A 13,463-nucleotide genomic window follows, 5' to 3' on the forward strand; every position below is an offset into this window, starting at 1 on the left:
GGTCGATCAGGACCTGCCCTGCGCACCCTCTCATCCGTATCCGCGGCGTCCCCCGCCGCACGCCCCGCTTGTCCTGACCCGGCGCCGCCCGGTCAGCCCTTGACCCCGAGGGCCTGGATGTCGAGGCCGCCCAGGGCCGGGTGGACGTAGGCGTTGGCCAGGCGGTCGGACCGGTAGTTGAGGCGGCGGTCGTAGAGGAAGGGCAGGAGCGTGCCGCGGTCCTGGGCGGTGGAGTCGACGGTGCGCCAGAGGTTGTCGGCGGCGTTGCGGTTGGTCTCGGAGTCGGCCTCGTCCATCAGGGAGTTGATCTCCCGGTCGTCCAGCCCCGCGTAGTTGCTGGGGCTGTCCGGCAGCAGCAGCGGGCGCAGGAAGCCGGCCGGGGAGGGCCAGTCGGACTGCCAGGTGGTCATGACGATGCCCCAGCCCTTGTCCTTGATCTGCTGCTGGTCGGTGAGGGCGGCGTAGAAGTCGGCGGCGTCGGGGGTCTGCACGGTCGCCGTGATGCCCACCTTGGCGAGCTGGCCGGCCAGCGACTGCGCGGCCTTGCGGGCTGCCTGATCGGTGGCGGAGACCGCGACGACCGTGCTGAACCCCTTGGCGTGGCCGCATTCGCCGAGGAAGCGGCGGGCCTGGTCGGGGTAGGAGCCGCCGGTCACGGTGCCGTAGGTGTCCAGGTGCCGGTCGTGGCCGCCGATGGTCGGCGGGAGCATGCCGCCGGCGACGTCGCCCGCGTCCTGGCCGCCCAGGGCGTCACGCAGCAGGCTGCGGTCGGTGGCGTACTGGACGGCCCAGCGGCAGCGGTAGTCGTCCAGGGGCGCGACGGCGGTCTGCAGGGAGAAGTAGCGGACCGCGCCGGTCTGCACGAGGTCCGCGCGGGACTTGAGCGCGTCGTCGGCGAGGATGCGGGTCCGGGTGGCCTCCTGGACGCCGGCCTGGGCGAGGTCGAGGTCGGCGGTGCCGTTCATCAGGGCGGTGTCCACGGCGGCCGCGTCCGCGGCGATGGTGAGCTCCACCTCGTCGGGCAGGGCGGTGCGTATCGCGTCGGTCGCCGGGTCCCACTTGTCGTTGCGCACCAGGCGCAGTCCCTTGGCGGCGTCGTAGGAGGCGATGCGGTAGGGGCCGCTGGCGACCGGCTGGTCCTGGTAGCTCTCCTTGGTGTCCTTCGCCTTCGGGACGGGCGAGGACATGGGCAGCGCGAGGACGTGGGGGAAGTCGGCGAAGGGCGCGTCGAGGTGGAAGACGATCGTGCCGTCGTCGGGGGTCTCGACGCTCTTCAGGCCGAGCCCGTCGGGGTCGGTGTCCTTGTAGGGGCCGGGGTAGTCCTGCCCCTGGTCGAGCAGGTCGCGCAGGTGGGTGGGGCCGCCGGGGTACAGGTCCCTGTCGAAGGTGCGCTCGATGCCGTACTTGACGTCCCGTGAGGTGATCGGCGTGCCGTCCTCGAAGGTGACGCCCTCCTTGAGGGTGTACGTGTAGGTGCGGCCGCCGTCGGAGATCGTGCCGGTGCTGGTGGCGAGGTCGGGGGCGAGCCGGGTCCCCGCGGCGCCGGGCTGCGGGGCGAAGTCGACGAGTTTGCGCAGGTAGAGGCGGCCGAGGTTCCACACGATCGGCGAGTAGGTGCGGGCCGGGTCGAGGGAGTCGGGGGTGTAGGCCGAGATGAGCCTGAGGGTGCCGCCCTTGGCGGTGGACGGGTTGACGGCGCCGGTGAGGGCGCCGTTGTAGCCGCCGGTGGGCCTGCGGGCGGCGATCAGGTCCTGGGCGGTGGGGGTGGACCGCCTCTTCGGGTCGTCTCCGAAGGGGTCGACGACGACCGTCACGGTGACCAGGACGGCCACGACCGCCGCGGTGACCGCGGACACCACGCCCCAGCGGCGGCGCTGGGGCCCCGGGACCGGGGTGTCCCAGGCGGGCCGGGTGGGGTAGGACGGCGGCCCGTACGAGGGCGGGTTGTACGCGGGGTGGGGCAGGGTGGACGGCCGTGCGGGCGGCGGGGGCAGGGCGGGCGGGCCCGTGGGCGGGGTCCGCGAGGCCAGCCAGGTGCTGAAGGCGCCCCTCATCTCCGCGGCGCTCCGCGGGCGCAGGGCGGGGTTCTTCGACAGGGCGGACAGCACGATCGCGTCGAGCTCGGGCGGCACCAGCGGGTTGCGCGCGGAGGGCGGCGCCGGTGCCTGGTGGACGTGGGCGTACATCACCGACAGCGGGGTGGCCCCGGCGAAGGGCACGGTGCCGGTGAGGAGTTCGGTGAGCATGCAGGCGACCGCGTACAGGTCGCTGCGGGCGTCCACGGCGTCGCCGGCGCACTGCTCGGGGGCCATGTAGCCGGGGGTGCCGATGGCGGAGCCGGTGCCCGTGATGCGGGACAGCGAGTGGACGACCCGGGCGATGCCGAAGTCGGCGACCTTGACCGTGCCCCCGGTGGCGATCAGGACGTTGGAGGGTTTCACGTCGCGGTGGACGAGTCCGCGGGCGTGGGCGTGGGCGAGGGCGTCCAGGATCTCGCAGGTGATGCGGACGGCCCGCTCGATCTCCATCGGGGCCTGTGCACGGGCGAGTTCGGCGAGGGTGCGGCCCTCGATGTGCTCCATCACCAGGTACGGCACGACCGCGTCGTCCGTCGTCACCTCGTCCTGGTCGTGGACGGTGACGATGCCGGGGTGGTTGAGCCCGGCCGCCGCCCGTGCCTCGCGGGCGAAGCGGCGGCGCGCCTCGGGGTCGCGGGCCAGCTCCGGCAGGAGCGTCTTGACGGCCACGGTCCGGCCGAGCCGGGTGTCGTACGCCAGATGGACCCGGGCCATGCCGCCGGAGCCGAGCAGCGCCCGCAACTCGTACCGTCCCCCGAACATGCGACCCCCCGGCCCCGTCCGCGACGGGCGCGCGGACACTCCCCAACAGGGTAGTGGAAAGTGCCCTTTTCAGACGCCCGTGAGCGAGCGGCCGGAGCGGGGAGCGGTGCGGGAAAGCGCGTGGAGGGCGGCTCCGGACACTCCGCCGCCCTCCACGTCCCCCTCACCCCTGGTCCGCCCCCCGGGGTCGACCCGGGTTCGTCAGTCCCGGGCGCTCTCGGCCGCCGGCCTGCGGCGGGTCTTGCGGATCACGAGGAATCCGGCGGCGAACAGCAGCACCGAACCGCCCGCGAGGTACGGGGTCATGGAGCTGCTGCCGGTCTCGGCGAGGTCGCCGGCGGCCGCGGGCGCGGCTTGCGGGGACTGGTCGGCGCGCGCGGACTCCGACGGCCCGGCCGACGCCGAGGGCTCCGCGGACTGCGAGGGCTGCTCGGACTCGCCGCCGGTCTGCGGCTCCTCGCCGCTGCCGGAGTCGTCGCCCCCGTTGTCCCCGTCGCCGTTGCCGCCGCCGTGGTGCCCGCCGCCGTGCCCGCCGCGGCGGGGCGTCTCACAGGTGGCCCCGGCGAGGGTGACGGTGCCGTTCACCTCGGCGACGCCGAGCTTGAGCGGGTTGACCTCCACCGACAGTTCCAGGGCGGTGGCGGCGGCGCTGCGCGAGGTGACGGTCCTCTTGGCGAGGTCGAGGCGGACCTCGCCCACGCCGGGCACCTTCACCAGGGTCGCGCCGCCGGCCGACACCTTGACGCGCTTGCCGAGGACGACGACGTGGCCGGGCAGCTCGACGTCGGCGACCGGCTTGCGGCCGGCCACGCACGTGGCGCGGGCGGAGATCGCGTCGGCCTTGATGAGCCCGAGCAACGGCAGTCCGGGCAGGCTGACGCGCGCCTTGACGAGGTTGGCGTAGCCCTCCGTCTTGTGGCGGTCGGCGGTGGCCCTGGCGGTGGCGACGTCGGAGCGCAGGACGCTGAACGGCCTGCCGTGGTCGACCCCGTCGAGGGTGGCGGTGAGCGCGGTCTCGTCGGCGCTCGCCGGTGCGTGGACCTCGTTGAGCGTCAGGTTCAGCGGGACGTCCACGGACTTGCGGAGCAGTGAGACCTCCAGGCCGGTCCGCAGGACGACCGCACCGGCCTTGCCGGAGGAGCCGTGGGTCCCCCCGGTCGCGGCGGCCGGGGTCGCCGGCCCGAGGGCGAGGGCACCCGCCGCCAGCGCGACGGCGGCCCCCAGCGCGGCGGCGGGACGGCGCGCGGGCATGCTGAAGGGAGAGCTGGACAAAGTGGAAAACCCCCAAGTGGTCATGGAGTCGCCACGGCGCCGCTGAAGGGGACAGCGCGCTCGCCGGGCGACCTCGACCCCGTAATGATTTACGTACGGAGAGTGAACCGGCGCCCGCCTGGGCCCGGTTCACTCCAAAGGGTGGTTTTCGCCTCCGTATTCGAAACCTGCGGCACATGCGTTCCCGCGCGTCACACCTGCGATCGCGCGTATTCGAGCACCTTGGCGAAGTCCACCGCGCCGGGGTCCCCGTGGGAGTTGTGGCACAGCAGGCCGCCGGCCACATAGGTGCGCGTCGAGGTCGACAGCGAGGCGATCGGCTGCTCCCCCAGGTGCTCGACCGCGAGCACCTCCGCCTCGGCGGTGACCCCGGCGACGGCGGCGCCCTCCCACGCCCCCGCGGGGGTGCCCTGCCGGTCGGCGACCGCGACGATCCGGTGCTTGAACGGGGTGAGTTCACGGCTGGTCACCCATGCGTCGCCGTGCGGCAGCCGCACCAGCCACGGATGGTCGGCCGTCGCGACGACCTCGCCCCGCGCCGTGGTCACCCGGAACGCGTCCTTGCGCGCCGGGTCGTTACGGGTCACCACCCCGCGGCGGAGCCGGCGTCGCCCCTGCCCGCCCGCGGTGTCCGCGGTGTCCGCAGCGCCCTGCGCCTCCTCCTCGTCGAAGCACGCGACCTCGTCACCGACGGCCAGTTCGGCCGCCCGGGCCCAGCTCAGGTCGGCAAGGAGCACGGGGGTGTCCGGGTGCACGCAGTTCTCCGGCACGTGCTGGTGGCCGCAGACGCCGCGGAAGACGTTCCACTCCCGTCCGGTCATCCGCTGGCCGCCCGCGTTCCCGTACGAGCGGGGGTAGGGCAGCCAGAGCTTCGGCCCCTTCAGCGGCACACCGTGGTGGGTGTGCATCCAGGCGAGGAACTCGGCGAGTTCGCGCAGCGCCCACTGCGGCGCCTTGGGCCAGTAGACGTGCCGGTTGGCGGCGCCCCAGTCCTCGTGCCGCTCGGGATCGCAGGTGCCCACCAGCTCCACCTGGCACACGTTGAGGGTGTTGGTCTCCACCCCGCCGGGCCGGTTGACCAGGGCGCGCGAGGAGATGTCGATGTCGAAGTGCTGGTACCAGACCAGCTTCTCGTCCTCGAAGTCCGGTTTCGCCGTCAGGTTGGGCGCGCTGCCGCCGCCCCCGTACGTCGGCACGCTGCGGCCCTCGGTGGTGTGCAGCACGACGGCGTTGACCTCCATCGCGTCGCCGCCGTAGTCGTCCTGGTACCAGTACCTGCGCGAGGCCCCCGGGTACTTCTGCGGTCCCTGCCTGGTCATCGTGCTCCCCGTCCCGTTGCGGTGTCGGCCGGTACGACCGATCGCAGCACGACAGAAGAGGACGGATCGACTTTTCCCGTACAGGATCACCCGAATCGGTGCTCCGGGATCATTCCGGGCGCATCGGTGGCCACGCTCCGCTTCCGTGGCGCCGCCGCGCCCGCCGGGTCACCCCACCACGCGACCGCGCAGCACGATGCGCCGGGGCGCGGCCAGGACGCGGACGTCGGCGCGCGGGTCGTCCGGGTAGACGACCAGGTCGGCGGAGGCGCCCTCGGTGAGGCCGTCGCGGCCGAGCCACTCGCGGGCGGACCAGGTGGCGGCCGAGAGCGCGTCGAGGGCGGGCAGACCGGCGGTGACGAGCTCCGCGACCTCGTCGGCGACGAGCCCGTGGGCCAGGGAGCCGCCGGCGTCGGTGCCGGCGAAGATCCGGATGCCCGCGTCGTGGGCGGCGCGGACGGTGTCGTAGCGGCGCTCGTGCAGCCGGCGCATGTGGTCGGCCCAGCGCGGGAACTTGGCCTGGCCGCCGTCCGCGAGACCGGGGAAGGTCGCGATGTTGACCAGGGTGGGGACGATGGCCACCTGGTGCTCGGCGAAGAGCGGGATGGTGTCCTGCGTGAGCCCGGTGGCGTGCTCGACGCAGTCGATCCCCGCCTCGACCAGGTCCCGCAGGGAGTCCTCGGCGAAGCAGTGGGCGGTGACGCGGGCGCCCTCCTCGTGGGCGGCGGCGATGGCGGCCTCGACGGCGCCGCGCGGCCAGCAGGCGGACAGGTCGCCGGTGTCCCGGTCGATCCAGTCGCCGACCAGCTTGACCCAGCCGTCGCCGCGCCGGGCCTCCCCGCGGACGTAGGAGACCAGGTCCTCGGGCTCGATCTCCCACGCGTAGTTGCGGATGTAGCGGCGGGTGCGGGCGATGTGCCGGCCGGCCCGGATGATCCGCGGCAGGTCCTCGCGGTCGTCGATCCAGCGCGTGTCGGAGGGCGAACCGGCGTCGCGGAGCAGCAGGGTGCCCGTGTCGCGGTCGGTGAGCGCCTGCTTCTCGGAGGTGCCCGGGTCGACCGGGCCGTGCTGGTCGAGGCCGACGTGGCAGTGGGCGTCGACCAGGCCGGGCAGGACCCAGCCCTGCACGGTGGTGAGGTCGCGGAGGCCGGCGGGGCGCTCGTAGGTGACGCGCCCGCCGACCACCCACAACTCGTCCCGTACGTCCTGCGGCCCGGCCAGGATGCGGCCCTTGACGTGCAGTGCGTGCGTCCCCTCGCGATCAGCCATGTCTGCACTCTACGAGCCGCCGGATACCCTCGGGCCGTACACCCCCCGACGAAGGAAGCAGCGCTGCCGTGTCCCACCCCCTCCTCGACCTGCCCCCGCTGACCGCCGCGCGCTTCGCCGCGATCGAGCGGAGGGTCGCCGCGCTCCTGCACACCGGGCAGGACGTCGTGATCACGCAGGGCGAGGCCCTGCTGCCGCTGGAGGGCTGCATCCGCGGCGGGGCGCGGCCGGGCTCGACGGCGCTGAACGTGGTGACCGGACCGTACGGCCAGACCTTCGGCAACTGGCTGCGGGACGCGGGCGCCACCGTGGTCGACCTGGAGGTGCCCTTCCACGCCGCCGTGAGCGCGCGGGACGTCGCGCGGGCGCTGTCCGAGCACCCGGAGGTCGACTTCGTGTCGCTGGTGCACGCGGAGGCGGCCACCGGCAACACCAACCCGGTGGCGGAGATCGGCGAGGTGGTCCGGGCGCACGGCGCCCTGTTCATGGTCGACGCGGTCGCCTCGGTGGCGGCCGAGCCGCTGATGGTGGACGCGTGGGGCGTGGACCTGTGCGTGATCGGCGCCCAGAAAGCCATGGGAGGGCCCGCCGGGGTGTCGGCGGTGTCGGTGAGCGAGCGCGCGTGGCGGCGCCTGGCGGACAACCCGGCGGCGCCGCGCCGCTCGTACCTGTCCCTGCTGGACTGGAAGGAGCGCTGGATCGACGCCGGGCGCAGGGCGCTGCCGCACGCGCCCGCGCAGTTGGAGATGCTGGCGCTGGAGGCCTGCCTGGAGCGGATCGAGGAGGCCGGGCTCGACGCGGTGGTCGCCCGGCACCGCGCCGCCGCCGCGGCGACCCGGGCCGGTGCGGCGGCGCTGGCCGCCGCCGTCGAGCCGTACGTGTACCGGGACCAGGACGCCGCGCCGGTCGCGACGACGCTGCGGACCCTGGACGGCGTCGCCGCCGACGCCCTGGTCACCGGCGCCCTCGCGCTGGATCCGGGGCTTCCGCTGGTCACCGGGGGCGGCGCGCTGGCCAAGGAGATGATCCGGGTCAACCACTACGGCCGGGACGCCGACCCGGCCGTGGTCGTCCGCACGCTGCGCGCGCTGGCCGGCGCGCTGGAGGCGGACCCCGGGCCGGCCGTGGCGGCTGCCGAGACCGCCTGGCGGGCCTGACCCCACCCCCACCCCCGAGGGGCCGCCCGGGCCGTTCGCGCCGGCCCGGGCGGCCCCTCGCCGTCGGCACCCGGAATTCCACGCGGCTTGCCCCAGGGAAATTCCGGGGAATTATCCAGGGAATCCGAAAGGATATTCAGCATTCAACTCCTGCCCCGGGATCACGACTTCAAACGCCAAGATTTCATCAACGCGACGTGATGATTTTGAGGATGTGACCGAGCCCACAAGCTCACCTTTCCGCCCCGATATATCCGGGCAAAGCATTGCATACCGACGGCCTTCACGCGCCTGATATCAGCAGCACCAGCCCGCCACAAGGGCCGCGCGGAATGCAATTCCGAATTCCGCGCGCTACGTTCTTTCCGCATGACCGCCGCAAGGGAATTGCTGCTCGACACCCCGCGAATAGAGGACGGCGCCGCACTGTGGCGCATTGCCCGTGACTCCCGGACCCTGGACCTGAACTCCCCGTACAGCTACCTCCTGTGGTGCCGGGACTTCGCCGGCACCTCCGTGGTGGCGCGAGCGGAGCACGGCGAACCGATCGGCTTCGTGACCGGCTACGTCCGTCCGGAGCGCCCCCGCGCCCTCGTCGTCTGGCAGGTCGCCGTGGACGAGGCGCACCGCGGTCAGGGGCTCGCCGCCACCATGCTCGACGACCTCGCGCAGCGGGCCGCCGCGTCCGGTGTGCGCGAGGTCGAGACCACGATCACCCCGGACAACGAGGCCTCGCACCGCCTGTTCACGTCATTCGGCGCCCGCCACGGAGCCCGCACCGAACGCGAGGTGCTCTTCGACGCTGCGCTGTTCCCCGACGGCCACCAGCCCGAAGTCCTGTACCGCATCGGGCCCCTCGTCTGACCCGGCCGTCCTCGCACGACTCCTCTCTCCCCCACAGAAGGAATGCACGGTGACCCTCACCCCGCCCGCCCTGTCCGTCTTCGAGACCCTCGAGTCCGAGGTCCGCAGCTACTGCCGCGGCTGGCCCGCCGTCTTCGACCGCGCGCAGGGCAGCCGGCTCTTCGACGAGGACGGCCACGACTACCTCGACTTCTTCTCCGGCGCCGGGGCCCTCAACTACGGCCACAACAACCCCGTGCTCAAGCGCGCCCTGCTGGACTACCTGGAGCGCGACGGCATCACGCACGGCCTCGACATGAGCACCACCGCCAAGCGCGCCTTCCTGGAACGCTTCCAGGACGTCGTGCTGCGCCCCCGCGGCATGGACCACAAGGTGATGTTCCCCGGCCCGACCGGCACCAACGCCGTGGAGGCGGCGCTGAAACTGGCCCGCAAGGTCAAGGGCCGGGAGTCGGTGGTGTCCTTCACCAACGCCTTCCACGGCATGTCGCTGGGCTCGCTCGCCGTCACCGGCAACTCGATGAAGCGGGCCGGCGCCGGCGTCCCCCTGGTGCACGGCACCCCGATGCCCTTCGACAACTACCTCGACGGCCGCGTCCCGGACTTCCTGTGGTTCGAACGGCTGCTGGAGGACCAGGGCTCCGGCCTCAACCAGCCCGCCGCCGTGATCGTCGAGACGATCCAGGGCGAGGGCGGCATCAACGTCGCCCGCCCCGAGTGGCTGCGCGGCCTGGCCGACCTGTGCGGGCGCCGCGACATGCTGCTGATCGTCGACGACATCCAGATGGGCTGCGGCCGCACCGGCCCGTTCTTCTCCTTCGAGGAGGCGGGCATCGTGCCGGACATCGTCACCCTCTCCAAGTCGATCGGCGGCTACGGCATGCCGATGTCGCTGACCCTCTTCCGCCCCGAGCTCGACATCTGGGAGCCGGGCGAGCACAACGGCACCTTCCGCGGCCACAACCCCGCCTTCGTCACCGCCACCGCCGCCCTCGACACCTACTGGGCGGACGGCGGGAGCATGGAGAAGCAGACGCTGGGGCGCGGTGAGCAGGCCGAGGCCGTCCTGCGGGAGATCTGCACCGAACATCCGCGCTCCGGCGCCCGGTACCGGGGCCGCGGCCTGGTGTGGGGCCTGGAGTTCACCGATCCCGGCCGGGCCTCGCGGGTGTGCGCCCGCGCCTTCGAACTGGGCCTGCTGCTGGAGACCTCCGGCCCCCGCGGCGAGGTCGTCAAGCTGCTGCCCGCCCTGACCATCACCCCCGAGGAGCTCGACGAGGGGCTGCGCACCCTCGCCCGCTCCGTCCGTGAGACCGCCTGACGAAAGGAACCGTCCGACCGTGATCGTGCGATCCCTGAAGGACATCGAGGGCACCGACCGCGATGTCACCGCCGAGACCGGGACCTGGCGCAGCAAGCGCATCGTCCTCGCCGACGACCGCGTGGGCTTCTCGCTGCACGAGACCGTGATGTACGCCGGGACCGAGACCTCCATGTGGTACGCCAACCACGTCGAGGCGGTGCTGTGCGTCGAGGGCGAGGGCGAGCTGACCGACGACGAGACCGGCGAGCGTCACGCGATCTCCCCCGGCACGCTCTACCTGCTCGACGGCCACGAACGGCACACCATGCGCCCCAGGACCGACCTGCGCTTCGTCTGCGTCTTCAACCCGCCCGTCACCGGGCGCGAGGTGCACGACGAGAACGGCGTCTACCCCCTGCTCACCGAGGGAGCGTGACCAGCGATGACCACCGTGACGACGACCGACCTCTACCCCACCCGTGGCACGGCCGAGGTGCTGACCCCGCGTCAGGACCCGGTCGTCTGGGGCGGACCCGGCACGTCCGGCCCGATCCAGCCGTCCGCGCTGCGTGACTTCGACCGCGACGGCTTCCTGCCCGTGGACGCGATCATCGGGCCCGAGGACGTGGCCCGTTACCGCGCCGAGCTGGAGCGGCTGTGCGCCGACCCGGCGGTGCGCGCGGACGAGCGGTCCATCGTCGAGGCGAAGTCCCAGGACATCCGCTCGGTCTTCGAGGTCCACAAGATCAGCCCGGTCTTCGCCGAACTGGTCCGCGACCCCCGCGTCGTCGGCCGCGCCCGGCAGATCCTCGGCTCGGACGTCTACGTCCACCAGAGCCGGATCAACGTCAAGCCGGGCTTCGGCGCCTCCGGCTTCTACTGGCACTCGGACTTCGAGACCTGGCACGCCGAGGACGGGCTGCCCCGCATGCGCACGGTCTCGGTCTCCATCGCGCTGACCGAGAACCACGCCACCAACGGCGGCCTGATGATCATGCCGGGCTCGCATCGGACGTTCCTGGGCTGCGCGGGCGCGACACCGGAGGACAACTACAAGAAGTCCCTCCAGATGCAGGATGCGGGCACGCCCTCCGACGCGGCCCTCACGGAACTGGCGGGCCGCCACGGGATCCGGCTCTTCACCGGGCCGCCCGGGTCCGCGGTGTGGTTCGACTGCAACGCCATGCACGGCTCGGGGGACAACATCACGCCGTACCCGCGCAGCAACGTCTTCATCGTCTTCAACAGCGTCGACAACGCGGCCGTCGACCCCTTCGCGGCGCCGGTCCGCCGCCCCGAGTTCATCGGAGCGCGCGACTTCACGCCTGTGCGGTAGCCCTCCGCGGGTGCGGGTTCTGCGTGCGGCGCCGCGTTTGTTGCTGTTGGGGTTTCTCCCCCGCCCGCCCTCCCCCAGCTCGGCGCTCGCGGCGCTGCCCCACATCATCCGGCACCGCACGCACCGCTCGTCTCCCCCAGCCTTCGGCCCGGGGGGGGACCCCCATGGGGGCACCCCGCCACACCCCCTCCGGTCGTGTGGACGGCTGACGGCCGGGCGGGGTTCGAGGGCGGTCCGGGGTTGCCGCAGGTGCCTTACTCGCCCCCACCGGACGTCGTGCGCCCGCACTACGGGAGGGGGTGTGGCGGGGTGCGCCCGGAAGCGACGAGCGGCGGACCCGGGCGCCGAATGACGTAGGGCCAAACCGCGAACGCTGAGGACGTGCGCCGGCGCGGCACCGACCCAGGCACACGATGCGCAGGCCCGCACTGACCGCGCCGGGCAATCGGGAGGGCGGGCGGGGAAACCGCCCGCCGCAGGCGCACACAACCCGCACCCGCACACAACCACCGGGCAGCCCGGCGCAGCCGCCCGCAGACGGGAACCCCGTCAGGCCTCGCGGCGCCCGTTGAAGCGGCGCGGCAACCCCAGGGGGTTGCCGTCGCGCAGCTCTGCCGGAAGCAGCCCCTGCGGCGCGTCCTGGTAGACGACGGGCCGCAGCCACCGCTCGATCGCCGTGCCGCCGACCGACGTGGACGTCGAGGTCGTGGCCGGGTACGGCCCCCCGTGGTGCATGGCCGGGGCCACGGCGACCCCCGTGGGCCAGCCGTTCACCACGACGCGCCCCGCCAGCGGGGTGAGGCGGCGCAGCAGGTCCGCGCCGGAGCCGTCGGCGTCGGCGTCGGTGCCGGACGCCTCGGCCTCGCTCAGGTGCGCCGTCGCCGTGAGGTTGCCGGGGAGCCGTCCGAGGACCCCCTCGACCTCCTCCGCGCCGCCGTAGCGCGCGACGACCGTGACCGGTCCGAAGTGCTCCTCCAGCAGCGCGTCGTGCACGCCGCCCTCCGCAAGCCGCGCCGCCGGGACGGAGACGAAGCCGGCGCGCACCAGGTGCTCGCCGCCGTCGCCGGGCTCGACCGGCGCCTCCACCTCGGGCAGCGTGGTCAGTTCGCGCACGCCCGCGATGAAGTTGTCCCGCATGCGGGCGTCGAGCAGGGTGCCGGGGGCGACGTCGCCGACCGCGGCCGCCAGGGACTTCAGGAGGCGGTCGCCGGCTTCGCCCGCCGGGGCCAGTACGAGGCCGGGCTTGACGCAGAACTGGCCGACGCCGAGGGTCACGGACCCGGCGAGTCCCGCGCCGATCTGCTCGGCGCGCTCCTCGGCCGCGGCCTCCGTGATCACCACGGGGTTGAGGCTGCCGAGTTCGCCGTGGAACGGGATCGGCACCGGTCGTGCCGCGGCGGCGTCGAACAGGGCGCGCCCGCCCCGTACGGAGCCGGTGAACCCCGCGGCGGAAACCAGCGGGTGCTTGATCAGGTCGATGCCGGCCTGGAAGCCGTGGAGCACCGAGACGACGTCGGCGGGCAGGCCGACGGCGACGGCGGCACGGCGCAGCGCGTCCGCGCACAGCTCGCTCGTCGCCGGGTGGTCGGGGTGGGCCTTGACGACGACGGGGCAGCCGGCCGCCAGCGCGCTGGCGGTGTCGCCGCCCGGCACGGAGAAGGCGAGGGGGAAGTTGCTGGCGGAGTACACGGCCACGACGCCGAGCGGGATCTTGTAGCGCCGCAGGTCGGGCCGGGGCGGGGCGAGCGTGGCGTCGGCGTGGTCGATGATGACGTCGAGGAAGGCGCCCTCCTCGACGATCTCGGCGAAGGCCCTCAGCTGGTAGGTGGTGCGCCCGAGTTCGCCGGTGAGGCGGGCAGGACCGAGGGCGGTCTCCGCGTCGGCGGCCTCCAGGATGCGGGGGCCGGCCTCCTCCAGGAAGTCGGCCGCGGTGCGCAACAGCCGGGCGCGCACCTCGCGGTCGGCCAGCGCCGGGAAGGCCGCGGCGGCGGCGCGCACCGCGGCGTCGACCTCCTCGGCGGTGGCTTCCACGGCGACCTGCTCCCGCTGCTTCCCGGTTCGGGGATCGACGCTCCACACTGGTACGGCCACCGCGGGTACCTC

At 73.5% G+C, this 13,463-nt stretch carries 10 protein-coding genes; 5 read left to right on the forward strand and 5 right to left on the reverse strand.

The window, feature by feature from the left end; translation table 11 throughout:
- Positions 1-92: 92 nt before the first annotated feature.
- The 4 genes from ABZ312_RS20830 to ABZ312_RS20845 all read right to left on the reverse strand — a co-directional run bounded on the left by ABZ312_RS20830 (position 93) and on the right by ABZ312_RS20845 (position 6,700).
- Positions 93-2,840 carry an ABC transporter substrate-binding protein gene (locus ABZ312_RS20830; protein WP_500438434.1) on the reverse strand — a complete coding sequence of 916 codons (2,748 nt, stop codon included), beginning with the start codon at positions 2,838-2,840 and terminating at the stop codon, positions 93-95.
- Between the two features lie 201 nt (positions 2,841-3,041).
- Positions 3,042-4,091: an SCO1860 family LAETG-anchored protein gene (locus ABZ312_RS20835; RefSeq protein ID WP_500438436.1), complete on the reverse strand. Its 1,050-nt coding sequence runs from the start codon at positions 4,089-4,091 to the stop codon at positions 3,042-3,044.
- 212 nt (positions 4,092-4,303) lie between these two features.
- Positions 4,304-5,431, reverse strand: coding sequence for a Hint domain-containing protein (locus tag ABZ312_RS20840; protein WP_500438438.1), 1,128 nt, complete (start codon positions 5,429-5,431; stop codon positions 4,304-4,306).
- A gap of 168 nt (positions 5,432-5,599) precedes the next feature.
- Complete coding sequence (locus ABZ312_RS20845; RefSeq protein WP_500360479.1) at positions 5,600-6,700, reverse strand: amidohydrolase family protein; 1,101 nt, start codon at positions 6,698-6,700, stop codon at positions 5,600-5,602.
- A 68-nt stretch (positions 6,701-6,768) separates the two neighbouring features.
- On the opposite strand from ABZ312_RS20845, the gene ABZ312_RS20850 reads away from it, so the two are divergent.
- The 5 genes from ABZ312_RS20850 (at position 6,769) to thpD (ending at position 11,360) form a co-directional block, all read left to right on the forward strand.
- Entirely contained in the window at positions 6,769-7,857 is a 1,089-nt protein-coding gene (locus ABZ312_RS20850; RefSeq protein WP_500327315.1) for a pyridoxal-phosphate-dependent aminotransferase family protein, read from the forward strand.
- A 369-nt stretch (positions 7,858-8,226) separates the two neighbouring features.
- Entirely contained in the window at positions 8,227-8,721 is a 495-nt protein-coding gene (gene ectA / locus ABZ312_RS20855) for a diaminobutyrate acetyltransferase (protein WP_500327314.1), read from the forward strand.
- Between the two features lie 49 nt (positions 8,722-8,770).
- Positions 8,771-10,042 carry a diaminobutyrate--2-oxoglutarate transaminase gene (gene ectB / locus ABZ312_RS20860; RefSeq protein ID WP_500360483.1) on the forward strand — a complete coding sequence of 424 codons (1,272 nt, stop codon included), beginning with the start codon at positions 8,771-8,773 and terminating at the stop codon, positions 10,040-10,042.
- A gap of 19 nt (positions 10,043-10,061) precedes the next feature.
- Positions 10,062-10,460, forward strand: a complete 399-nt coding sequence (locus tag ABZ312_RS20865; protein WP_499511170.1) for an ectoine synthase — start codon at positions 10,062-10,064, stop codon at positions 10,458-10,460.
- Positions 10,461-10,466: 6 nt separating this feature from the next.
- Entirely contained in the window at positions 10,467-11,360 is an 894-nt protein-coding gene (gene thpD, locus ABZ312_RS20870) for an ectoine hydroxylase (protein ID WP_500327311.1), read from the forward strand.
- Between the two features lie 549 nt (positions 11,361-11,909).
- On the opposite strand, the gene ABZ312_RS20875 is transcribed toward thpD, so the two are convergent.
- Positions 11,910-13,451 carry an aldehyde dehydrogenase (NADP(+)) gene (locus tag ABZ312_RS20875; RefSeq protein ID WP_500327310.1) on the reverse strand — a complete coding sequence of 514 codons (1,542 nt, stop codon included), beginning with the start codon at positions 13,449-13,451 and terminating at the stop codon, positions 11,910-11,912.
- Positions 13,452-13,463: the final 12 nt, after the last annotated feature.

This window comes from Streptomyces sp. NPDC006207 (assembly GCF_040613835.1).
Taxonomy (GTDB): Bacteria; Actinomycetota; Actinomycetes; order Streptomycetales; family Streptomycetaceae; genus Actinacidiphila.

Bases quoted from the DNA above. Each gene is read 5' to 3' on its own strand.
- ABZ312_RS20830 (WP_500438434.1), bottom strand. From the start codon at position 2,840: ATGTTCGGGGGACGGTACGAGTTGCGGGCGCTGCTCGGCTCCGGCGGC.
- ABZ312_RS20835 (WP_500438436.1), bottom strand. From the start codon at position 4,091: ATGCCCGCGCGCCGTCCCGCCGCCGCGCTGGGGGCCGCCGTCGCGCTG.
- ABZ312_RS20840 (WP_500438438.1), bottom strand. From the start codon at position 5,431: ATGACCAGGCAGGGACCGCAGAAGTACCCGGGGGCCTCGCGCAGGTAC.
- ABZ312_RS20845 (WP_500360479.1), bottom strand. From the start codon at position 6,700: ATGGCTGATCGCGAGGGGACGCACGCACTGCACGTCAAGGGCCGCATC.
- ectA (WP_500327314.1), top strand. From the start codon at position 8,227: ATGACCGCCGCAAGGGAATTGCTGCTCGACACCCCGCGAATAGAGGAC.
- thpD (WP_500327311.1), top strand. From the start codon at position 10,467: ATGACCACCGTGACGACGACCGACCTCTACCCCACCCGTGGCACGGCC.